Origin of the sequence: Burkholderia sp. AU45251 (assembly GCF_030482905.1) — a bacterium.
GTDB classification, from domain to species: domain Bacteria; phylum Pseudomonadota; class Gammaproteobacteria; order Burkholderiales; family Burkholderiaceae; genus Burkholderia; species Burkholderia aenigmatica.
Genome location: NZ_JAUJQH010000001.1, coordinates 301741 through 323173, shown reverse-complemented (window position 1 = coordinate 323173; position 21433 = coordinate 301741). Strand labels below are relative to the sequence as shown.

17 protein-coding genes are annotated in these 21433 nt (G+C 67.4%); 11 read left to right on the top strand and 6 right to left on the bottom strand.

The features are described 5' to 3' along the window. Window positions 1–17: 17 nt before the first annotated feature. From QZM67_RS01430 to QZM67_RS01420, 3 genes are read right to left on the bottom strand one after another with little or no spacing between them, the layout of a single operon-like run. Window positions 18–1040, bottom strand: coding sequence for a cyclase family protein (locus tag QZM67_RS01430; protein WP_301800356.1), 1023 nt, complete (start codon window positions 1038–1040; stop codon window positions 18–20). A 59-nt stretch (window positions 1041–1099) separates the two neighbouring features. Next, a complete protein-coding gene (locus tag QZM67_RS01425; protein WP_301800355.1) occupies window positions 1100–2377 on the bottom strand; it encodes a CaiB/BaiF CoA-transferase family protein in 1278 nt (425 codons plus the stop codon). 18 nt (window positions 2378–2395) lie between these two features. Continuing rightward, window positions 2396–3145: an IclR family transcriptional regulator gene (locus tag QZM67_RS01420; RefSeq protein WP_301800354.1), complete on the bottom strand. Its 750-nt coding sequence runs from the start codon at window positions 3143–3145 to the stop codon at window positions 2396–2398. Window positions 3146–3372: 227 nt separating this feature from the next. Here QZM67_RS01420 and QZM67_RS01415 point away from each other — a divergent pair, with 227 nt between their 5' ends. The 3 genes from QZM67_RS01415 (at window position 3373) to QZM67_RS01405 (ending at window position 7031) form a co-directional block, all read left to right on the top strand. Further along, window positions 3373–4281, top strand: coding sequence for a CoA ester lyase (locus QZM67_RS01415; protein WP_301800353.1), 909 nt, complete (start codon window positions 3373–3375; stop codon window positions 4279–4281). Window positions 4282–4440: 159 nt separating this feature from the next. After that, the gene (locus QZM67_RS01410) at window positions 4441–5514 is read left to right on the top strand and encodes a porin (RefSeq protein WP_301800352.1); all 1074 of its coding nucleotides are present in this window, start codon (window positions 4441–4443) and stop codon (window positions 5512–5514) included. A gap of 59 nt (window positions 5515–5573) precedes the next feature. After that, complete coding sequence (locus tag QZM67_RS01405; protein WP_301800351.1) at window positions 5574–7031, top strand: MmgE/PrpD family protein; 1458 nt, start codon at window positions 5574–5576, stop codon at window positions 7029–7031. Window positions 7032–7101: 70 nt separating this feature from the next. Here QZM67_RS01405 and QZM67_RS01400 read toward each other — a convergent pair whose 3' ends face one another. Beyond that, window positions 7102–8772, bottom strand: coding sequence for an acyl-CoA synthetase (locus QZM67_RS01400; protein ID WP_301800350.1), 1671 nt, complete (start codon window positions 8770–8772; stop codon window positions 7102–7104). A gap of 168 nt (window positions 8773–8940) precedes the next feature. On the opposite strand from QZM67_RS01400, the gene QZM67_RS01395 reads away from it, so the two are divergent. The 7 genes from QZM67_RS01395 to QZM67_RS01365 all read left to right on the top strand — a co-directional run bounded on the left by QZM67_RS01395 (window position 8941) and on the right by QZM67_RS01365 (window position 18734). Further along, entirely contained in the window at window positions 8941–9696 is a 756-nt protein-coding gene (locus QZM67_RS01395) for a Crp/Fnr family transcriptional regulator (RefSeq protein WP_301800349.1), read from the top strand. A gap of 228 nt (window positions 9697–9924) precedes the next feature. Then, window positions 9925–13092, top strand: coding sequence for an efflux RND transporter permease subunit (locus QZM67_RS01390; protein WP_301800348.1), 3168 nt, complete (start codon window positions 9925–9927; stop codon window positions 13090–13092). 36 nt (window positions 13093–13128) lie between these two features. Further along, a complete protein-coding gene (locus QZM67_RS01385) occupies window positions 13129–14358 on the top strand; it encodes an efflux RND transporter periplasmic adaptor subunit (protein ID WP_175025924.1) in 1230 nt (409 codons plus the stop codon). Window positions 14359–14363: 5 nt separating this feature from the next. After that, the gene (locus tag QZM67_RS01380; RefSeq protein ID WP_301801392.1) at window positions 14364–15887 is read left to right on the top strand and encodes an efflux transporter outer membrane subunit; all 1524 of its coding nucleotides are present in this window, start codon (window positions 14364–14366) and stop codon (window positions 15885–15887) included. A gap of 28 nt (window positions 15888–15915) precedes the next feature. Next, entirely contained in the window at window positions 15916–16611 is a 696-nt protein-coding gene (locus QZM67_RS01375; RefSeq protein ID WP_301800347.1) for a heavy metal response regulator transcription factor, read from the top strand. Beyond that, entirely contained in the window at window positions 16608–18047 is a 1440-nt protein-coding gene (locus QZM67_RS01370; protein ID WP_301800346.1) for a heavy metal sensor histidine kinase, read from the top strand. Before QZM67_RS01375 ends, QZM67_RS01370 begins: the two co-directional genes overlap by 4 nt. A gap of 99 nt (window positions 18048–18146) precedes the next feature. Beyond that, the gene (locus QZM67_RS01365; protein ID WP_043183583.1) at window positions 18147–18734 is read left to right on the top strand and encodes a LysE family translocator; all 588 of its coding nucleotides are present in this window, start codon (window positions 18147–18149) and stop codon (window positions 18732–18734) included. 45 nt (window positions 18735–18779) lie between these two features. Here the strand turns inward: QZM67_RS01365 and QZM67_RS01360 are convergent, their stop codons facing one another. Beyond that, on the bottom strand, window positions 18780–19625 hold the full coding sequence (locus QZM67_RS01360; RefSeq protein ID WP_301800345.1) for an AraC family transcriptional regulator: 846 nt from the start codon (window positions 19623–19625) through the stop codon (window positions 18780–18782). 260 nt (window positions 19626–19885) lie between these two features. Next, entirely contained in the window at window positions 19886–20443 is a 558-nt protein-coding gene (locus QZM67_RS01355) for an inclusion body family protein (protein WP_175025920.1), read from the bottom strand. A gap of 362 nt (window positions 20444–20805) precedes the next feature. On the opposite strand from QZM67_RS01355, the gene QZM67_RS01350 reads away from it, so the two are divergent. After that, window positions 20806–21360, top strand: coding sequence for an AidA/PixA family protein (locus QZM67_RS01350; protein WP_301800344.1), 555 nt, complete (start codon window positions 20806–20808; stop codon window positions 21358–21360). Window positions 21361–21433: the final 73 nt, after the last annotated feature.

Here is a 21433-nt window from a genome sequence, read left to right as displayed (position 1 = left end):
GGGGTGTCGCGCCGCGTTCAGACGGTCGCGACCGGATTGACCGGTGAGCCGACGAGGCCGCGCAGGTGCAGCGGCGGCGCCGTCAGCAGGAAGCGACTGCGCCGGCGTTCGCGCAGCCAGCGTGCGAGCGGCGTGAGGTGCCACAGCTCGCCGAGATGGATGCCGAGCTTGAAGAGGCACAGCGCGTGCAGCGGCATCAGCGGGCCGCGTTCGGCACGCGGCAGCGGCGACCGCGGACGCTCTTCAACCGCGTGGTTGTCCGCGACCAGGGCGGCGAGCCCGGACACGTCGATCCATTCGAGCAAGCGGGGATCGTCGCCGTCGAGCACGCAGCAAGCGGCGTGCACGTCGAGCGCGCGGCCCGGCACCTCGGCGTCGAGCAGCAGGTCGGCGAAGCCGGTATGCAGGCAGACGATGTCACCGCGCTCGACGACGACGTCGTCGGCCCGCATCACCGCCATGAGGTCGTCATATCCGACCTTGCGACGCGTATCGCCGAAATGATGCCGCAGGTCGATCATCACGCCGCGCCCCTGCACGCCGCTCGCGGCCATGTGCTCGATGCCGAGCGCGCGGGCGCCGCCCACCTGCGCACCGGCCTCGGGTACCCGCACGTGCTCGCCCATCCGGAAGCCGTTGTAGAACACCGCTTCCGCATCGCCATCGCCGTCCGCGTCGAACAGGCCGCCGACGTGCGACAGCGCGTCCCATTGCGTCGAGAACTGCGAATGCAGGCAGAACGCGTCGTCGCATACGACGTCCGTGGCATGCGCCACCTGCTCGTCCGCGCGATAGCCGAAGTACGGCTTGTCGTGCAGCAGCGCGGGCATGATCGCGGGCGGCCGCCGCCGCGCGTTGAGCCCGCCGCCGTGCGGCACGTCGAGCGGCAGGCTGAGCGAAAACACGCGGCCTTCCCGCACTTCGCGCACGCCCTCCAGTGTCTTCTGCGGCGTGAGCCAGTTGAGACGCCCTTTCTGGTCGTCGTCGCCAAAATCGCCCCAGTTCGAGCCGGGCGGCCGGTGGTTCCAGCGCGGGTTCATGTCGAAAGTCTCCTCGATTGTGTTTGTCGCGGGCCGTGGATGCACGTGCCCGTCCGTCGTCATCCGTGGCAGATCACCCCGCGTTCGGCGAGGCGTGCGAATTCGCGCTCGCCCAGCAACGGCACGAGGATCTCGCGATTGTTTTCGCCGAGCCGCGGCGCCGGCCGCCGGAACGTGCCCGGCGTATGCGAGAAGCGCGGCGCGATGTTGTGCATCGGCAGCGTGCCGACGTCTTCATCCGGTACGTTGACCAGCGCCTCACGCCCTATCACGTAGTGATCCTGAACAACTTGGCTAATATCATGGATCGGGCCGGCCGTGACGCCCGCCTCCTCGAAGAACGCGAGATTGTCGGCCAGATCGCGCGCCGCGATGAAGCCGCCAACGATCTCGTCGAGTTGCTGCGCATGCTGCACGCGCAGCACGTTGGTGCGATAGCGCGGATCGTCCACGAGATCGGGCCGCCCGATCGCGCGAAACAGGCGCTCCGCCATCGTCTGCGTCGAGCTCGACAGGCACAGCCACCGGTCGTCGCGCGTGCGATACGCATTGCGCGGCGCCGTGTTGGTGGAGCGGCTGCCCGTGCGCGGCTTGACCCTGCCGGTCATCGCATAGTTCGCCGCGGACGGCCCGAGGATCGACAGCAGCGGCTCGAACAACGACACGTCGATCACCTGGCCCGGCGCGTCGTTCGCGTCGCGCGCCCACAATCCGACCATCACGGCGATCGCGCCCGACAGGCCGGCCGTCATGTCGCCGAGAAACATCGGCGGCAGCACCGGTTCGCGGTCGGCGAAGCCGTTGATCGCCGCAAAGCCCGAGTAACCTTCCGCGAGTGTGCCGAAGCCGGGCTTGTGGCGGTACGGCCCCGTCTGCCCCCACCCGGAAATGCGGGCGATCACGAGCTTCGGGCGGACCGCCAGCAGCACGTCGGGGCCGAGGCCCATCTGCTCGAGTACGCCGGGCTTGAAGCTCTCGATGAACACGTCGGCATCGCGCACCAGCGCCAGCACGATGTCGATGCCTTCCGGCGTGCGCAGATCGACGCACACGCTGCGCTTGTTGCGCCCGTATACCTTCCAGTTCGTACTGATACCGCCCGCGCCGACCGCACGCAGCGTATCGCCCTGCTCGGGCTCGACCTTGATGACATCCGCGCCGAAATCCGCGAGCTGCACGCTCAGCATATTGCCCGCCATCAGCCGCGACAGGTCGACCACGCGCACGCCCGACAACGGGCCGGCGGCGGCGGCGTCGAACTGGCGGGCGTGGAGCGGGCCGATACGGCCCGCGTGACTGGCGCTCTCGATTCCGGCTTGCGCCAAGGGTTCCGACATGAAGACTCTCCTGGTGGATTAATCCTGCAATTCGCCCTGCGGGCCGATTGCCGCGGGCACGCTGGCCGACACGGGCAGATCGCCGCCCAGCGTATGGGTCAGTTCGCTCGCCGCGGCCTGCACGCGCGGCAGGTAATCGGCGAGCACCTTCTTGTTGAAGCGATAGCGCGGCACGCCCAGCGAAACCGCGCCGGCGAGCGAACGGCCCACCCCGAATACCGGGCAGGCGATCGCCGCACTCTCCGGGTCGCGTTCCGCGATCGACACCGCGTAGCCCTGCTCGGCGACCTTGTCGTAATCACCGCCACGCGTGCCCGAGAACGCGAGCAGGATCCGGCCGGCCGCCCCGACCTCGAGCGGGAAACGGTCGCCTTCGCGCACGTTGGTGTGGACGGCACGCTGGGCATACGCACGAAACAGGCAGACGCGCTCGTCGCCGTCGCGCACGTAGAACGCCGAGGTTTCGGCGGTTTCCTCCGACAGCCTCGTCAGTAACGGCACCGCGTGCTCGCGCAGCTGGAATGACTCGCGATACATCATGCCGAGATGGAAGGTGGCCGGCCCGAGCACATAGCGGCCGTCGGGCATGCGCTTGACGAACTGGAACATCTCGAGCGATTCGAACAGGCGCAGCAACGTGCTCATGTTGAGCCCCGTCGCCTCGCTGACCTGCGCGAGCATCAATCCGTTCGGCGCATCGCCGAACGCCAGCAGCGCCGACAATGCGCGATTGACGGCCGAAACGCCGCCATCTGCCTGAGCATTCATACCTACCTCGCAAAGAGAAACCGGGACGGACGGCATCGGGGCACATCCGCACAAAAACAAAAGTGACTTTCATTTTTATGGATGCGACTCGCCGTGTCAACAGGCAACGGATCGATCATCACCTGAGAATCCTCATATTCCCGTTGTTTTTTCGGGTAAACCTCGATATTGACGAACCTTCACGATCCGCACAAAAATGAAAGTCACTTTCATTTTTACGGATTGCCATGAAAAACCTCACCTGCAACGCACCCGGCTGGCGCTCGCTGCTGTACGTGCCGGCCCACGTCCCGCGCTTCGTCGACAAGGCCGCGACGTGCGGCGCCGACGCGTTGCTGCTTGATCTCGAAGACAGCGTGCCGGCGGACCGGAAGGCGCTTGCGCGCGACGCACTGGCGGCGGCCGTACCGCGCCTGAAGGCCGCGGGCGGCGACGTGCTGGTCCGGGTCAACGGCTCGCTGCAATGGCTCGCGGACGACTTGCGCGCGGCGGTTGCCGCCGGGGCCGACGGCGTCGCGATCCCGAAGGTCCTCGGCGCGTCGCACCTCGAGGCGATCGACACGCTGCTCGGCGAACTGGAGGACGAACAGGGCGTCGCGCACGGCGCGATCCGCGTGATCGCGATGATCGAGACGCCTGGTGCGTTCGAGGCGAGAGCGCGGATCGCCCGCGCGTCGCAGCGCATCGCGGCACTGACGCTCGGCGGCGGCGATTTCGCATTGCACTGTGAGAGCGACGCGAGCGCGGACGTGCTGAACGTACCCAAGCAGCTGCTGGTCATCGCCGCGCGCGCGGCCGGCGTGCTGCCGCTTGGCCTCGCCGGCACGCCGGACTCGCTCGACGATCTCGATGCATTCGCCCGCATGGCGCAGCGCTCGAAGGCCATGGGATTCGCCGGCGCCACCTGCATCCACCCCGCGCAGGTGCCGATCCTGAACCGCGCATTCGCGCCGACCGACGACGAGATCCAGGCCGCGCAGACGCTGATCGACGCGTACGAAGCTGCGTGCACGGATGGGCGCGGCGCGCTGCGCGTCGGCGGAAAGATGGTCGACGCGCCGGTAGTCGAGCGCGCACGACGTGTGCTCGCGCGGCGCCAGGCGCAGCCGGGCCACGCGCAGGGCGCGCCCCGCTAGCGCCCGTTCACGCGCGCGGCGTACCGGCGAACGTGCGTCGCCGGCCGCCACGCGGCGGTACCCGTCGCCGCTTCGGCCGGCGCGTCGTGCGTCTCGCACGCCGGCCGCCGCGTCGACTCGCATGACTGACACAACAACATCAAAAAACAGGAGACAACGATGAAGAAGAAGCTGTTCGCCTTGTGCGGCCTCGGGGTGGCCTCCGCCACCGCGAGCGCACAGGGCAGCCTGACGCTGTACGGCGTCGCCGACATCTACCTCGAGACCCTCACGCACCAGAACGCCACCACGCCGGGCGGCTCCGGGTCGCTCGTGCGGATGGGCTCGGGCGGCAAAAGCGGCTCCCGCTGGGGCATCAAGGGCTCGGAAGCGCTCGGTGGCGGCTGGCAGGCCGTGTTCCGGCTGGAAAGCGGGATCAACCTCAACAGCGGCACCAATTCCGGCGGATTCGATCGTTCCGCGTGGGTCGGGCTGCAAAACGACAAGTGGGGCACGCTGCGCCTCGGCCGCCAGTACACGACGCTGTTCGACGTGATGGAACACTATTCGCCGACCATCGCGTACTCGACGATCTACGAGCCCGCCGGCGCGATCGTCGGCCTGAACTTCCGCGAGAACAGCATGGCGAAGTACCGCGTGACCTTCGGGCCGGTCGCGATCCAGGCGCACTACGCCTTCGGCGGCACGCCGGGATCGTTTCGCAGCGGCGCGGCCTCGGGGATCGGCTTCGAATACACGGGGGCGGCGCTGTCGGTGGCCGCCGCCTACGACAACGTCAACGGCACGCAGCCCGCCGACATCACCCATTTCCGGCGTTATGCGGCCTCCGCGATCTACACGGTGGGCGCGGCGCAACTGATCGCGGGCTTCACCCATGCGAACGGCACTGTGACGACACCCGGCGTGGTCACGCGCTTCAACTTCTACTGGCTCGGCACGCGTTACCAGGTCTCGCCCGTGCTGCAGGTGATCGGCGCGTTCTACTACGAGGACATCGGCAAGCAGAATCCCGCGGCCGGCCAGCCGGCCCCGGATCCCGAGAACCCGAAGCAGATCACGGTGCAGTTCAACTACGCGCTGTCGAAAGCCACCACGCTCTATCTGACCAGCGGCTACGCATGGCGCGCCGCGCTCGATTTCGACAACTACAACTACCGCATCCTCAACTATTCGCTCGCCAGCAACCGCAACAGTTCGCTCGGCGTCGCCGTCGGCATGCGCAAGCTGTTCTAGCGCCCCGTCCGACTTCCGTGCGCACGTTTTCCGACCACTCCTTCCCGATGCTCCAGAACATGAACCGACGCCACTTCCTGTCCACCCTGACCAGCGCCGCCGTCGCGGGCGCCCTGCCGTTGCGCACGTATGCGCAGACGCCCGCATCGCCCGACAACCTCGCCCATCGGCTGGCCGACTACGCCGCATCGCTCCGTTACGAGGATCTCGACGCGGCCACCGTCGAGACCGTCAAATCACATTTCATCGACGCGCTCGGCTGCGCGATCGCGGCCCACGACGAAGCGCCGGTCCGCATCGCCCGACAGGTTGCGCTCGCAACGGGCGGCGGCGCGTCGACGCTGCTCGGCACCGCGCAACGCACGACGCCCGATCTCGCCGCGTTCGCCAACGGCGCGGCGCTCCGCTACTTCGACCTCAACGACGCGTACGCGGGCAAGGAAACCGGCCACCCGAGCGACAACGTCGCGCCGTGCCTGGCCGTGGCCGAAGCGCAGCGCGGCAGCGGCCGCGACCTGATCCTCGCGATCGCGCTGGCCTACGAAATCAATTGCCGCCTGATGGACGCGGCCGCGATCAGCCCGCGCGGCTGGGACCACACGTGCTACAGCCTGCCTGCCGTCGCGCTCGCGACCGGCCGGCTGATGGCATTGACCCGGCCGCAGCTCGTGCAGGCCGTGAATCTTGCGATCAACGGACACATGGCCCTCAACCAGACGCGCATCCAGGAACTGTCGAACTGGAAGGCGCTGGCCGATGCGGACGCCGCGCGCAATGCGATCTTCGCGACGCGCCTGGCACGTGAGGGATTGACCGGCCCGTCGCCGATCTTCGAGGGCAACGCCGGCTTCTTCCGGCAGATCTCGGGGGCATTCGACGTCGACCTGACGCAGTTCGGCGGGCGCGGCGGGCGGTTCCGCATCAACGACTGCATCGTGAAGTTCTACCCGGCGCAAGGGCTCACGCAGACGTCGATTCCGGCGGCGATCGACGTCGCCGCGCAAGTCGGCGATCTCGCGCGGATCCGCAGCATCGAGGTCGCGACGACGCGGGTCGGCTACGTCACCGCGGGCAAGGACCGGCAAAAATGGGCGCCCGAAACCAGCGAGACGGCCGATCACAGCCTGCCCTACATCGTTGCGCGCGCAATGCTCGACGGCGACATCACGACCGCCAGCTATACCCCGGCGGCGCTGCGCGACCCGAAGCTGCACGCCCTGATCGAACGGATCACGGTCGTGGAAGACCCCGCGCTGACGGCACGCTTTCCGCAATACGCGCCGAATCGCGTGACCGCCGTGACCGACGACGGGCGCCGGTTCACGCGGGAAGTCGACGACCTGCCGGGCTTTCCGCACCATCCGATGACGCGCGCGAATTTCGAAACCAAGTTCGCGAAGTGCGTTCAGGCCTACTGGAAGCCTGCGCAAACGCGCCGCGCGATCGACTGGCTGTGGCATCTCGACGAACAGCCGGACGTGACGGCGCTGCCCGCGCTGATGACGATCCAAGCCTGAACGTTGGTGGCCCGGCGGCACAGCCGCCGGATCGACGACGTGCGACCGCCGGCGCAGCGAGCGTGTCGGATTACTGCGTCTTCTTGCCCGGCACGTCGCCGCCCGCCAGATCGATTGCCTTGTCCGATCCCACCGCATTGCGCAGCTGGAATTTCTGGATCTTGCCGGTCGACGTTTTCGGCAGTTCGCCGAACCGCACGGCCTTCGGCACCTTGAAGCCCGCGAGCAGCTGCTTGCAATGCGCGACGATCTCCGCCTCGGTCGCGCTCGCGCCTTCGCGCAGCTCGACGAACGCGCACGGCACCTCGCCCCATTTCGGGTCGGGCATCGCGACGACGGCCGCGACCGCCACCGCCGGATGCCGGTACAGCGCATCCTCGACCTCGATGCTCGAAATGTTCTCGCCGCCCGAGATGATGATGTCCTTCTTGCGATCCTTGATCCGGATATAGCCGTCCGGCATCAGCACCGCGAGATCGCCGGTATGGAACCAGCCGCCGTGGAACGCGTCGTCGGTCGCCTTCGGGTTCTTCAGGTAGCCCTTCATGCAGATGTTGCCGCGGAACATGATCTCGCCGAGCGTCTCGCCGTCGGCCGGCACCGGCGCCATCGTGTCGGGGTCGAGCACCGTCGCGCCCGCTTCCAGGTGGTAGCGCACGCCCTGGCGCGCGTTGAGCCGCGCGCGATCCTCGTCGCCCAGTTCCTCCCAGTGCGACTGCTTCGCGCACACGGTCGCCGGGCCGTAGACCTCGGTCAGCCCGTACACGTGCAGCAGGTCGAAGCCGATCTCCTTCATCTTCGCGATCACGGCCGGCGCGGGCGCCGCACCCGCGACCATCGCGTGCACCGTGTGGTCGATGCCTTCGCGGAATTCGGCCGGCGCGTTCGCGATCGCGCTCTGCACGATCGGCGCACCGCAGTAGTGCGTGATGCGTTCGCGGCGGATCAGGTCGAACACCGTCTTCGCGTCGAACTTGCGCAGGCAGACGTTCACGCCCGCGCGCGCAGCAACGGCCCACGGGAAGCACCAGCCGTTGCAATGGAACATCGGCAGCGTCCACAGGTAGACGGCGTGCTTCGGCATGTCCCATTCGAGGATGTTGCTGATCGCCGCGAGATAGGCGCCGCGATGGTGGTAGACGACGCCCTTCGGGTCGCCGGTCGTGCCGGACGTGTAGTTCAGCGCGATCGCATCCCATTCGTCGGCGGGCGGCGTCCATGCGTAGTCGGCGTCGCCGCTTGCGACGAGCGCCTCATAATCCGTCGCGCTCGCGAAACGGGCGGGGTCGGCCGGCATCGCGTCAGCCACGCTGACGATCTTCAGGCCCGGCACCTCGAGCGCCGCGCGATGCGCGAACTCCGCGTATTCGGTATCGACGATCAGCACCTTCGCTTCGCCATGACGCAGCATGAACAGCACCGACGACACATCGAGCCGCGTGTTGATCGTGTTCAGCACCGCGCCGGCCATCGGCACGCCGAAGTGCGCCTCGACCATCGCCGGGATGTTCGGCAGCATCGCCGCGACCGTGTCGCCGCGTTCGACGCCGAGCCGCGCGAGCGCGCTCGCCAGTTGCTTCGCGCGCGTGTAGGTCTCGCCCCAGGTGCGCCGCACGTCGCCGTGCACGATCGCGAGGCGCTCGCCGTAGACTTCGGCCGTCCTGACCAGGAAGTCGATCGGGGTGAGCGGCACGTAATTCGCGTCGCGGCGGCCGAGTCCGGCCTCGAACATCTGCGTCATGATCCTGTCTCCCTTGTCCTGTCGACCGGGGCACAGCCACCCCGGATCGTTTTGATGTGGTTCAATTGCCGACAGCCTAACGGGCGCTATTGTGAGCCGTCTGTCATCGAAACGACAGAGTGCCTTTCACGCGCTGCGCGTTATCCCTATCCTCGCAAACCCGCATCCATGCACGACCCTCTCGCTGCCCCGTCCGACGCGCCCGCCTACCCGGCCGACACCCTTCCCGAACCGGGCCCGCTGCCGCCGCTGGCCACGCTGTTCGGCCAATGCGCGTGGTTCCGCACGCTCGCGCCCGAACACCAGGCGCTCGTGCTCGCCCAGTCGCGCGTCGAGCAGTGCGAGGCCGGCGACGTGATCGCCCACCGGCTCGCGCCGTCCGAATACTGGATCGGCGTACACCGCGGGTTGCTGAAGCTCGCGATCTTCAATGCGTCGGGGCGCGGCTGCACGTTCTCCGGCGTGCCGTCGGGCGGCTGGTTCGGCGAAGGCAGCGTGATCAAGCGCGAGCTGCGCAAGTACGAGGTCGTCGCGATCCAGCGCTCGACCGTGCTGTTCGTGCCGGTCGACACGTTCCACGCGCTGCTCGACACGAGCCTGCCGTTCACGCGCTTCGTGATCCACCAGTTGAACAACCGGATGGGCGAATTCATCGCGTCGATCCAGAACAGCCGGCTGCTGGACGTCGACGCCCGCGTCGCGCAGGCGCTCACGCAACTGTTCAACCCCGACCTGTATCCGGACACCGGCCCGTCGCTGTCGATTTCGCAGGAGGAACTGGGGATGCTCGTCGGCGTATCGCGGCAGCGGATCAACCAGGCGCTGCAGCAGCTCGAGAAGCTCGGCGCGCTGCGGCTCGCGTACAACCAGATCGACGTCGTCGATTTGGGGGCGCTTGCGCGCGTCGGGATGGAGCAGATCTGAGCGCGGGCCAATGAACGAAAGCGCCGCCGACGCAGCCGGCTCGTCCGGCATCGCGGCCGTGTTCCGGCCAGCGCGCCGCCGTGCGTTTCCTCTGCTGAATCGGCAATCGGCCGCCGCGCGCCAACCTGACAATTCCGCCAGTTTCGCGACAGCAACCCGTTCCACGCCGACGCCTATCATTCGGGTTCCAATTACCCACGCCTGATCACCGCCTGTCCCGCTGCCTCCATGTGGATCGTCAATCTCGCGCTCAAGCGCCCCTACACGTTCATCGTCATGGCCATCATGATCGTGCTGGCCACCCCGCTTGCGCTGATGCGCACGCCGGTCGACGTGCTGCCCGCGATCAACATTCCCGTGATCAGCGTGATCTGGAATTACGGCGGCTTCTCCGCGACGGAGATGACGAACCGCATCACGTCCGTCCATGAGCGGATCCTGACGACGACCGTCAACAACATCCAGCACGTCGAATCGACGTCGCTGCCCGGCATCGCGGTCGTGAAGGTGTTCCTGCAACCGGGTGCGAACGTGCAGACGGCGATCGCGCAGACGGTCTCGTCCGCGCAGGCGATCGTGCGGCAGATGCCGCAGGGCGCGACGCCGCCGCTCGTGATCACCTATTCGGCGTCGAGCATCCCGGTGATCCAGCTCGGGCTGTCGAGCAAGACGCTCAGCGAACAGTCGCTCGCCGACATCGCGCTCAACTTCCTGCGCCCGCAGCTGATCACGGTGCCGGGCGTGCAGATTCCGTTCCCGTACGGCGGCCGCACGCGGGTGGTCGCGATCGACCTCGATCCGCAGGCGCTGCTCGCAAAGGGGCTCACGCCCGCCGACATCGTCAACGCGGTCAACGCGCAGAACCTCGTGCTGCCGACCGGCACCGCGAAGATGGGCCAGACCGAATACCGGATCGACACGAACGCGTCGGCCGACACCATCGCCGACATCAACAACCTGCCGATCCAGACCGTCAACGGCGCGACGACCTACCTGCGTGAAGTGGCATCGGTACGCGACGGCTTCGCGCCGCAGACCAACGTCGTGCGCCAGAACGGCCAGCGCGGCGTGCTCATCTCGATCCTGAAAAGTGGCGACGCGTCGACGCTCAAGGTCGTCGCGGACCTGAAGGCGCTGCTGCCGAAGGTGATCCCGACCCTGCCCGAAGGGCTCACGATCACGCCGCTGTTCGACCAGTCGGTGTTCGTCAACGCGGCCGTCCAGGGCGTGATCCACGAGGCGCTGATCGCCGCCGTGCTGACCGCGATGATGATCCTGCTGTTCCTCGGCAACTGGCGCAGCACGCTGATCATCGCGATCTCGATCCCGCTGTCGATCTTCACGTCGCTGATCGCGCTGTCCGCGCTCGGCGAGACCATCAACATCATGACGCTCGGCGGGCTCGCGCTCGCGGTCGGGATCCTGGTCGACGATGCGACGGTGACGATCGAGAACATCGAGCGGCACCTGCATCTCGGCACGAACCTGCACGACGCGATCCTCGAAGGCGCGGGCGAAATCGCGGTGCCCGCGTTCGTGTCGACGCTGTGCATCTGCATCGTGTTCGTGCCGATGTTCTTCCTGACCGGCGTCGCGCGCTTCCTGTTCGTGCCGCTCGCGGAAGCCGTCGTGTTCGCGATGCTCGCGTCGTACGTGCTGTCGCGCACGCTGGTGCCGACGCTCGCGATGCTGCTGTTCCGCCCGCAACAGGCGAGCACCGGCCCCGACCATTCGACGTCGCGCTTCGCGCGCATCCATCACGCGTTCAACGACGCGTTCGAGCGGCTGCGCGCGTGGTACATCGTGCTGCTCAGCATCCTGCTGGTGCGCCGCCGCTTCTATGCGATGTGCTTCCTCGGCTTCTGCGTGCTGTCGACGGGCCTCGTGTTCGTGCTCGGACGCGACTTCTTCCCGAATGCCGATTCCGGCAACATCCGGCTGCACATGCGCGCGCCGACCGGCTACCGGATCGAGGAAACCGCGCGCCTCGCCGACCAGGTCGAGCGCGTGATCCGCGAAACCGTGCCGCCGGACGAACTCGGCGCGATCGTCGACAACCTCGGCCTGCCGGCGAGCGGCATCAACCTGTCGTACAGCAACGCGGGCACGATCGGCACGCTCGACGGCGAGCTGCTGATCGCGCTGAAGCCCGGCCACCGCGCGACCCAGCACTACATCCAGGCGCTGCGCACGGTGCTGCCCGAGCGCTTCCCCGGCGTCGAGTTCTTCTTCCAGCCGTCGGACATCATCACGCAGATCCTCAACTTCGGCCAACCGGCCGCGATCGACCTGCAGGTGCTCGGCAACGATCTCGCGAGTAACATGACTATCGCGAGCAGCCTGATGAAAAAGTTCAGGCAAATCCCCGGCGCCGTCGACGTGCACGTGCTGCAACGCAACGACGAGCCGACCCTGCTGGCCGACATGGACCGTACGCGCATGCAGCAGCTCAACCTCTCCGCGCAGAACGTCGCGCAGAACATGCTGATCTCGCTGTCCGGCAGTTCTCAGACCACGCCGTCGTTCTGGATCAACCCGCGCACCGGCGTCCAGTACCCGCTGCAGATCCAGACCCCGCAATACAGCATCTCGTCGGTCGACGACCTGCTCGGCACGCCGATCTCGGCGAGCGGCCGCACGGGCATGCCGCTGCAACTGCTCGGCAACCTCGTGCAGGTGCGCAGCACCGCGAACCCGGCCGTGATCACGCACTACAACATCCGCCCGGCGATCGACGTGTACGTGAGCGTCGAAGGCCGCGACCTCGGCGCGGTCGCGGGCGAGATCGACCGCATCGTGTCCGACGCGCGCGCGACGCTGCCGCGCGGCACCGAGCTGACGATGCGCGGCCAGATCGAGACGATGCGCACGTCGTATATCGGCCTCGGCGCGGGCGTCGCGATGGCGATCGTGCTGGTCTACCTGCTGATCGTCGTCAATTTCCAGTCGTGGCTCGACCCGCTGATCATCATCAGCGCGATGCCGGCCGCGCTCGCCGGCATCGTCTGGATGCTGTTCATCACCGGCACGCACCTGAGCGTGCCCGCGTTGACGGGCGCGATCATGACGGTGGGCGTCGCGACCGCGAACAGCATCCTGGTTGTGTCGTTCGCGCGCCAGCGTCTCGCGGCCGGCGCGCCGCCGCTCACGGCCGCGCTGGAAGCCGGCGCGACGCGGATCCGGCCGGTGCTGATGACGGCGCTCGCGATGATCATCGGGATGGTGCCGATGGCGCTCGGTCTCGGCGAAGGCGCCGAGCAGAACGCGCCGCTCGGCCGCGCGGTGATCGGCGGGCTGCTGTTCGCGACCGTGTCGACCTTGTTGTTCGTGCCGCTCGTGTTCGGCGGCGTGCATGCGCGGCTGGCCCGCCGGCGCGCGCGCCAGGCCGGACACTGACTTTCGTCCCACTACCCGGTTGATTTGGTTGAATTCATGGAAGAGAAACATCACAGCTCCGTCGGCATCCAGGTGGACGAACATGGCATGCACCTGCCGTCGCGCACGTCGGTGTCGCGACGCGGACGCATCGTCCTGATCGTGATCGGCGTGCTGCTGGCCGCCGGCGCCGCGCGCACGGTCGTCGTCAACGTGCTGAACCACAACCGGCTCGATGCGGTCGCCGAGCAGAACACGCGCCAGTACGTGACCGTCGTGCATCCGGTCGATGCGGCCACCGGCGGCAAGCTGACGCTGCCCGGCACGCTGCGCGGCTTCGTCGAGGCGCCGATCTACGCCCGCGCGAGCGGCTACGTGCTGCGCTGGCAGGCCGACATCGGCGCGCACGTGAAACAGGGGCAACTGCTCGCGGAACTCGACACGCCCGAGCTGAACCAGGAGCTCGCGCAGGCCACCGCTCAGCGCCAGCAGGCGCAAGCCGCGCTCGCGCTCGCGAAGACGTCGTTCGACCGCGCGCAGCAACTGCGCCAGCGCGACGCCGTCTCGCAGCAGGAACTCGACGACCGGCAAGGCGCGTTCAACCAGGGCACCGCGAACCTCGCGGCGGCCGATGCGAACATGCGCCGCCTCACCGAGCTGAAAGGCTTCCAGCGGATCGTCGCGCCGATCGACGGGATCGTCACGCAGCGCAACGTCGATGTCGGCGATCTCGTCAGCTCCGGCAACGCGGGCCGCTCGCTGTTCACGGTCGTACAGGCGGACCGGCTGCGCCTCTACGTGCAGGTGCCGCAGGCGTACGCGCAGCAGGTGAAGGTCGACCAGCACGTGAGCGTCGCGCAGGCCGAGCTGCCGGGCCGGACCTTCGACGGGACGATCACGCGCACGTCCGAGGCGATCGACGTCGCGACGCGCTCGTTGCAGATCGAGATCACGCTGCCGAACCCGGACGGGCGGCTGCTGCCCGGCGCCTATGTGCAGGCGACGCTGCCGATGACGCCGGTCGGCCGCCTGCAGGTGCCGGCCAATACGTTGCTGTTCCGCGCCGAAGGCCCGACGGTCGCGACCGTCGACGCGAACGGCCAGGTGCGCCTGAAACCGGTGACGGTCGTGCGCACGATCGGGCAGACGCTCGAGATCGACGGCCCGCTCACGCCGAACGACCGCCTCGTCACGAACCCGAGCGACGCGCTCGCGAACGGCGATCAGGTGATCGTCTCGACGCCGGCCGCGAAGCCGGCCTCCGGCGCGGCGGAGGCGAAGTCGTGATCGCGATGCGCATCCGCCGGCGGCCCGCCGCCGCTGCCACGTCGGTCGCCACGGCCGTTGCGCTCGCGGCCGCGCTCGCCGGCTGCACGGTCGGCCCCGATTACAAGCGGCCCGACGTCGCCACGCCTGCCGCGTGGCGGCTCGATCCGGCCGATGCGTACTGGCATCCGGCCGCGCCGGCCCGCGCGCCGCTCGACCCGGCATGGTGGACCGCGTTCGGCGATCCGCAACTCGATGCACTGGAAGCCGACGCGCTGCGCAACAACCAGAACCTGAAGGCGGTCGCTGCTCGCTACGACCAGGCGAAGGCGACGCTCGCGTCGGTCGCGTCGGCGCAGTATCCGGCCGTCGGCCTGAACGCGAGCGGCCAGCGCTTCAAGATCTCGTCCGACCGGCCGCAAACCAACTACGCGACGCAAAGCACGTCGACCGTGCAGAACGACATCCAGGTCGGCGCGAGCGTCAGCTACGAACTCGACCTGTTCGGTCGCGTGCGGCGCAGCGTCGAATCGGCGCAGGCGACCACCGAGCAGGCCCGCGACGATTTCGCGAACGCGCGCCTGGTGCTGACCGCCGATCTCGCATCGAGCTATTTCGCGCTGCGCGAATTCGATACCGAGATCGACGTCGTCAAGCGCTCGATCGACCTGCAACAAAAGGCGCTCGACTACGTGAGCGCACGCCACGACCTCGGCGCGGTATCGGGCCTCGATCTGCTGCAACAGCGCGCGCAGCTCGACGCGACGCGCACGCAGGCGCAGTTGCTGCTCCAGCAGCGTGTGCAGGTCGAAACCGCGATCGCGACGCTGGTCGGCTCGCCGGCCCCCACTTTCTCGATCGCGCCGCGCGTCGTGCCGATCAACGCGCCGGCGCTGCCGACCGGCCTGCCGAGCGACGTGCTGCAACGGCGCCCCGATGTCGCGTCGGCCGAACGCGCGATGGCCGCCGCGAATGCGCAGATCGGCGTCGCGCGCGCCGCGTATTTCCCGCGCATCATGCTGTCGCCCGATATCGGCTGGGACGCGACGCGCTTCGCGGGCCTGTTCACCGTGCCGGCGTTGCTGTGGTCGGTCGGCGGGTCGCTCAGCCAGCCGCTGTTCGAAGGCGGCAAGCTGAAGGCCGGCGTCGATTTCGCGCAGGCCGGCTACGTTGCCGCGCAGGCCAGCTACCGGCAGACCGTGCTCACCGCGTTCCAGGAGGTGCAGAATGCGGTCACGGGATTGTCGGTGCTCGCCGAGGCGGCGCAGCAGGCGTCCGCCGCCGTCGACGACGCACGCAAGCTCGTGTCGCTCGCGCAGGATCGCTACGCGGGCGGCCTGACGCCGTTCATCGACGTGCTGACGGCCGAACAGCAGTTGCTGACGAGCGAGCGGCAGGCCGTGCAGATCCAGGGCCAGCGCGCGGCGCTCGTCGTGTTTCTCGCGAAGGCGCTCGGCGGCGGCTGGGATGGCCACGCTGCGGGCGCACTCGAGCCGGCCGAGGTCGCCACGGCCGCCCCGGCGCCGGCTCCAGCGCACCCGAGCCCTTAACCGGATTACCCGGACAACGGATTCGAACATGAAAGTCCTGATCGTCGAAGACGAACCGAAAGTCGTCGAATACCTGAAGAGCGGCCTGACCGAAGAAGGCTGGGTCGTCGACACCGCGCTCGACGGCGAAGACGGCGCATGGAAAGCCGTCGAATTCGACTACGACGTGGTCGTGCTCGACGTGATGCTGCCGAAACTCGACGGCTTCGGCGTGCTGCGCGCGTTGCGCGCCCAGAAGCAGACGCCCGTCATCATGCTGACCGCGCGCGACCGCGTCGACGACCGCGTGCGCGGGCTGCGCGGCGGCGCCGACGACTACCTGACGAAGCCGTTCTCGTTTCTTGAACTGATCGAACGGCTGCGCGCACTGACGCGCCGCGCGCGCGTGCAGGAATCGACGCTGATCTCGATCGGCGACCTGCGGGTCGACCTGATCGGCCGCCGCGCGAGCCGCGACGGCACGCGCCTCGACCTGACCGCGCAGGAATTCCAGCTGCTCGGCGTGCTCGCGCGGCGCAGCGGCGAAGTGCTGTCGAAGACGACCATCGCCGAACTCGTGTGGGACGTGAACTTCGACAGCAACGCGAACGTCGTCGAGACGGCCATCAAGCGCCTGCGCGCGAAACTCGACGGCCCGTTCGCGGACAAGCTGTTGCACACGATCCGCGGCATGGGCTACGTGCTCGAGGCGCGCGAGGACGGCGACGGCGAGAGGTCTGCATGAAACGCTCGATCGTCCGGCGGCTGTCGGCGATGTTCGGCATCGTGTCGCTGCTCGTCTTCACGCTGGTGGGCTGCGGGCTGTTCGTGATGATGGAACGCCAGTTGTTCGCCGAACTGCGCGCGACGCTCGACACGCGCACCAAGGTCGCCGAGATGATCGTGTCGCATGCGCTCACGCCCCAGCGCGGGCGTCTCATGCAGGAAAAGCTTGCCGACCTCGAACCGCCCGACGGCTCGACGCGCTACCAGGTCGACAGCCCGAATCCGGACTTCCGCTTCGGCACGCCCGTCGACGGCGTGCCCGTCGGCGCGCCGTTCGGCGCATTCCAGCGCTACGCACTGAATCACAGCACCTACGACGTGATGACGAAGACCGTCACGGTGGCCGGTGCCGGCGAGCGGCCGACGCTGAAGCTGATCGTCGCCAGTTCGTGCGAGCGCACGCAGCGGATGCTGCGCCGCTTCGGCTGGACACTCGCCGGGCTGATCACGATCGCGACGATCATTGCGCTGCTGCTGAGCCGCGCGGTCGCCCGCTTCGGGCTCGCGCCGCTCGACCGGCTGTCGCAGGACGCCTCGGCGATCAGCCTCGCGAACCGCCGTCAGCGCCTGCAGACCGACGCGCTGCCGGCCGAGCTGCGCGACCTCGCCACCTCGTTCAACGGTGCGCTCGACCGTATCCAGCAAACCTACGCGCGGCTCGAGGCATTCAACGCGGACGTTGCGCACGAGCTGCGCACGCCGATCAGCATCCTGATCGGCCAGACCCAGGTCGCGCTGACCAGCCGCGACCGCACGGTCGAGCGGATGCAGCAGACGCTGCAGTCGAACCTCGAGGAATTCGAGCGGCTGCGCGTGATCATCAACGACATGCTGTTCCTGTCGCGCAGCGACCGCGGCGAACGCGCGACCGACCTGAAGGACGTGTCGCTCGCCGACGAGGTGCGGCGCATGCTCGACTTCCTCGAAATCCCGCTCGACGAGGCGCAGTTGCGCGCAGAGCTGCACGGCGATGCGCGCGCGGCCGTCGATCCGTCGCTGTTCCGCCGCGCGATGACGAACCTGCTGATCAACGCGATCCAGCATTCGGCGCCGGGCGCGACGGTCAGCGTGACGATCGTGCGGCGCGACACGCTCGTCGAGATGTCCGTCGCGAACCCCGGCGAGCCGATCGACCCCGTCCGGCGCTCGCACGTGTTCGAGCGCTTCTACCGGCTCGAGGAAGCCCGTGCGAACAGCAAGGAGAACCACGGGCTCGGGCTGTCGATCGTGAAGGCCGTCGCCGAGATGCACGGCGGCAGCGTATTCGTCGCATGTTCGGGCGGCATCAACACGTTCGGGTTCTCGGTCTCGACGCAACCCTGTGCCGGCGGCCCGCTGCGCCCGGCCGACCTGCGCGATACCCGGCCGGCGCACGCGCCGCGCGCCCTGCACTGACGGCGGCCGCGCGCCGCCGAGGGGAGTTTTCTTCAATACGGGCCGGTGCGGCTCCCGTAGTCTCGATGCGACTTTCGATCTTTCGCATGGAGATATCCAATGAGCATGCTGGTTTCGATGGCCGCGTTCGCGCTCGCCTCGTCGATCACCCCCGGCCCCGTCAACATCGTCGCGCTCAGTGCGGGCGCGCGCCACGGCCTCGGCGCGAGCCTGCGCTACGCGGCCGGCGCGACGCTCGGCTTCGTCGCGCTGTTCCTGCTGATCGGCCTCGGGCTGCACGAGGCGCTCGCGCGCTGGCCCGTGCTGACGACCGCCACGCAGTGGTCGGGCATCGCGTTCCTGCTGTATATGGCGCTGCGACTCGCGCTCGATGACGGCCGGCTGTCGGCCGACCCGGACGTGGCCGGCCCGTCGGCCGCGTCCGGCGCGGCGCTGCAGTGGCTGAATCCGAAGGCATGGCTCGCGTGCGTGGCCGCGATGGGCGCGTATGCGGCCGACGGCGACCGCGCGCTGGTCTGGCAGTTCGCCGCGCTGTATCTCGTGATCTGCTTCGCGTCGATCGCGTGCTGGGGGTATGCAGGCGCGTCGCTGCAGCACCGGCTCGCGAACGCGCGGCGCATGCGCGTGTTCAACCGGCTGATGGCGCTGCTGCTGGCCGGCAGCGCGCTTTATCTGCTCGACATCTGACGCAGCGCGTGTCGGGAACGGGCGGCGGCCGGCGTGGCCCGCCGTTCAGTTCGTCGCGCTGCGGTATTGCCCGGGTGTCGCGGCTGCGATCCGCCGGAACGCGCGCTGGAAATGCGCCTGGTCGGCAAAGCCCGCGTCGAGCGCGACGTCGGCGATCGGCCGGCCGCGGCGCAGCTCCGTGCGGCCGTACTGCACGCGGCGATCGATCAGGAACGCATGCGGCGTCATCCCGTAGCGCGCGTTGAACGCGCGGATCAGGTACGACGGCGACAAATCGGCCGCCGCGCAGATCGCATCGAGCGTGACGCCCTCACGGCAATGCGCGGCGATGTAGTCGGCCGCGCGTGCGAGCCGCGCGTTGTCGTCCCCGGCGCGCGGGTCGGGCAGCTCGCGATCGAGCGCGCCGTGCAGCGCCGTGAAGAACTCGACCGCCGCGCTCTCCTTGCCGAGCGGATCGATGCCGGGCGCGACGAGCGTGCGGTAGAAACCGCCAAATTGCGCGAACAGGTCGTTCCGCTCGGTCAACTTCGGCGAAAAGCCGTGAAAATCGCTGTTCGGATCTCGGCCGAGCGAGTGCTGCAGCCGCGCGAGCCACGGCACGTCGACATAGACCATCCGGTATGCCCACGCGTCGGGGCCGTACGGATTGCACGCATGCACCTGTTCCGGATCGATGATCACCAGCACGCCGCGCCCGACGTGTTCGTTCGTCGCGCCGTTCAGGTAGGTGCTGGTGCCGCCGACGATCGCGCCCACCGAAAACGTGTCGTGCGTGTGCTTCGCGTAGCAGATCGCGCGCCCGTCGTCGACGGTGCGCGCCTCGATGAACGGCAACGCGGCATCACGCCAGAACGGCGACGGTACGGCGGATCGGTTGGCAATACGGCTCACGCGGCGGGCTCCCGGTTCGAACGACGAACGCTCACCGTACAAGACTGTGCGGCGCCGTGCAACCGCGCTCGCCCGGCGCGGCGCGGCGCGGCGCCTGGCTGAATTGTCGTGCCCACGACAATGATCGTGGGCACGATCCTGCCCCGCCGACTTCCGACACGAGCGGCGGAGGATGTCCCGCTTACGCTGAAACGGCGCGCGTCCTGCCCCTGCTTGCACGCGTTTGCGCCTGCTCGGGAGCTGAAGCCGACAGGAGCGGGTCAGGCCGGAACGACGATCTTCGGATCCCACCAGTAGTAGCCGAACAGTTCCTGGTTTTGCCCGCCGACGAGCTTGTAAAGAGCGAAGCAGACGCCGAAATATTCCGTGCCGCTTTTCCGGACCGACGAGTCGAAAGTCGCGAACGTGAGTTGTTTCTTCAGCGGCGGGAGGCCATTGCGGGTCCCCGAATCCGGGTTGGGTTCCACCGCGCCATTGCGGACGACCGTGTTGCAGACGAACGGATTGAATACCTCATCGCCTTGATAGCGCGGGATGTTGTAGATGATCACGGCATCGTCGGAGTTGTCGTAGATCGACACGCCGGTAAACTGGACGCGGTCACCCGGGTATGCGGTGATTTCCAGGTCGGCCGTACCCTGCCCCTTGATGCCACGCGCGCCGGTGCAAATCAGGAACTGGCCATTGTGGGCGATGCCGGTCGGCTTGGTCTGATCCTGGCTCGGGTTCGGATACGTCTTCTTGACCCATTCCGTATCGATCACCGCGATGATGTTGATGTCCTGTGCGCTCGATGCAAGAGTGACTTCAGTAGCCATGGTTAATCTCCATTCACTAAGCGTTATGAATTTGAATCCGACGACGCGTCATTAGCGCGTCAAGCTCAATATCATTCCCTTTGACCGCCGAAATCAATTACAACCGATTACGCGGTGACGAGCATTTTTCATCACATGCAGCAACCTGAAATACCGCCCGGAAAAATCCATAAAAATCAATTACAAACGATTACACGGCAATACCACCCATCCCGACCACAAAAATCAACCTACATTAAAATAAATCCCCCATCAAACCTGACAGGTATTAAAGCGAATATAAATGAACAATACTGGCGAAGCGCATCGCCGATGCGCCACGCGCACCGAACGGGCAACTGGCCCACCACGGAGGCACTCCAATGAAAGTCGATCCGAATAGCATCAATCTGGAAAAATCCGCTCAATTCATTCAAATTCTTGCAGCTATCGACACGAATTACATAAAGAGAAGCTATCCCAATCCGAGCCTGAACGCGCAGAACCCGACTGGCATCGCCAGCAATGCGTTGTTCATGCTCAACGGCCACACGCCCGGCGTGAGCAGTTCGGAAGGAACCGGTAATCTGAGCCTGAAATTGAATGTTGGCGACAAGGTATCCCTGATGGGGACGTCGCTGTCCGACAATTCGGGAGACGCCGCGCTGATTTACCACGTCCAGCAATACTCGGGCGCTCAGGTGTTCGGTCCGTTTGCCGCGGTGACCATCGAACAGGCTGGAGCGGCGAGTGCTGCCGAAACGCCCGACATCATCGCGACCTCGGCGCAATCGCAGGTCTTCCAGGCATTCGAATCCGTCGCAAAATCCTCCGGATCCGAGCGCCTCGCAACGTCTTTTGCGCTTTATACGCGCAGCCAAAACAAGAAAACCTTGTTCGGCTACTTCTTCTGGGTCTGGCAAGCCTCCGCTGCTTGAGGCAAGCGCCCCGACAACTCGCTCCGAAGCCATACGGGAGCGATTCAAGCCGGCAGGTTTTGCGCGGCGCCCT

Coding starts and splice junctions, on each gene's coding strand:
- QZM67_RS01375 (WP_301800347.1), top strand. CDS start 15,916: ATGAAAGTCCTGATCGTCGAAGACGAACCGAAAGTCGTCGAATACCTG.
- QZM67_RS01370 (WP_301800346.1), top strand. CDS start 16,608: ATGAAACGCTCGATCGTCCGGCGGCTGTCGGCGATGTTCGGCATCGTG.
- QZM67_RS01395 (WP_301800349.1), top strand. CDS start 8,941: ATGCACGACCCTCTCGCTGCCCCGTCCGACGCGCCCGCCTACCCGGCC.
- QZM67_RS01400 (WP_301800350.1), bottom strand. CDS start 8,772: ATGACGCAGATGTTCGAGGCCGGACTCGGCCGCCGCGACGCGAATTAC.
- QZM67_RS01380 (WP_301801392.1), top strand. CDS start 14,364: ATGCGCATCCGCCGGCGGCCCGCCGCCGCTGCCACGTCGGTCGCCACG.
- QZM67_RS01365 (WP_043183583.1), top strand. CDS start 18,147: ATGAGCATGCTGGTTTCGATGGCCGCGTTCGCGCTCGCCTCGTCGATC.
- QZM67_RS01415 (WP_301800353.1), top strand. CDS start 3,373: ATGAAAAACCTCACCTGCAACGCACCCGGCTGGCGCTCGCTGCTGTAC.
- QZM67_RS01430 (WP_301800356.1), bottom strand. CDS start 1,040: ATGAACCCGCGCTGGAACCACCGGCCGCCCGGCTCGAACTGGGGCGAT.
- QZM67_RS01420 (WP_301800354.1), bottom strand. CDS start 3,145: ATGAATGCTCAGGCAGATGGCGGCGTTTCGGCCGTCAATCGCGCATTG.
- QZM67_RS01390 (WP_301800348.1), top strand. CDS start 9,925: ATGTGGATCGTCAATCTCGCGCTCAAGCGCCCCTACACGTTCATCGTC.
- QZM67_RS01405 (WP_301800351.1), top strand. CDS start 5,574: ATGAACCGACGCCACTTCCTGTCCACCCTGACCAGCGCCGCCGTCGCG.
- QZM67_RS01385 (WP_175025924.1), top strand. CDS start 13,129: ATGGAAGAGAAACATCACAGCTCCGTCGGCATCCAGGTGGACGAACAT.
- QZM67_RS01350 (WP_301800344.1), top strand. CDS start 20,806: ATGAAAGTCGATCCGAATAGCATCAATCTGGAAAAATCCGCTCAATTC.
- QZM67_RS01355 (WP_175025920.1), bottom strand. CDS start 20,443: ATGGCTACTGAAGTCACTCTTGCATCGAGCGCACAGGACATCAACATC.
- QZM67_RS01410 (WP_301800352.1), top strand. CDS start 4,441: ATGAAGAAGAAGCTGTTCGCCTTGTGCGGCCTCGGGGTGGCCTCCGCC.
- QZM67_RS01425 (WP_301800355.1), bottom strand. CDS start 2,377: ATGTCGGAACCCTTGGCGCAAGCCGGAATCGAGAGCGCCAGTCACGCG.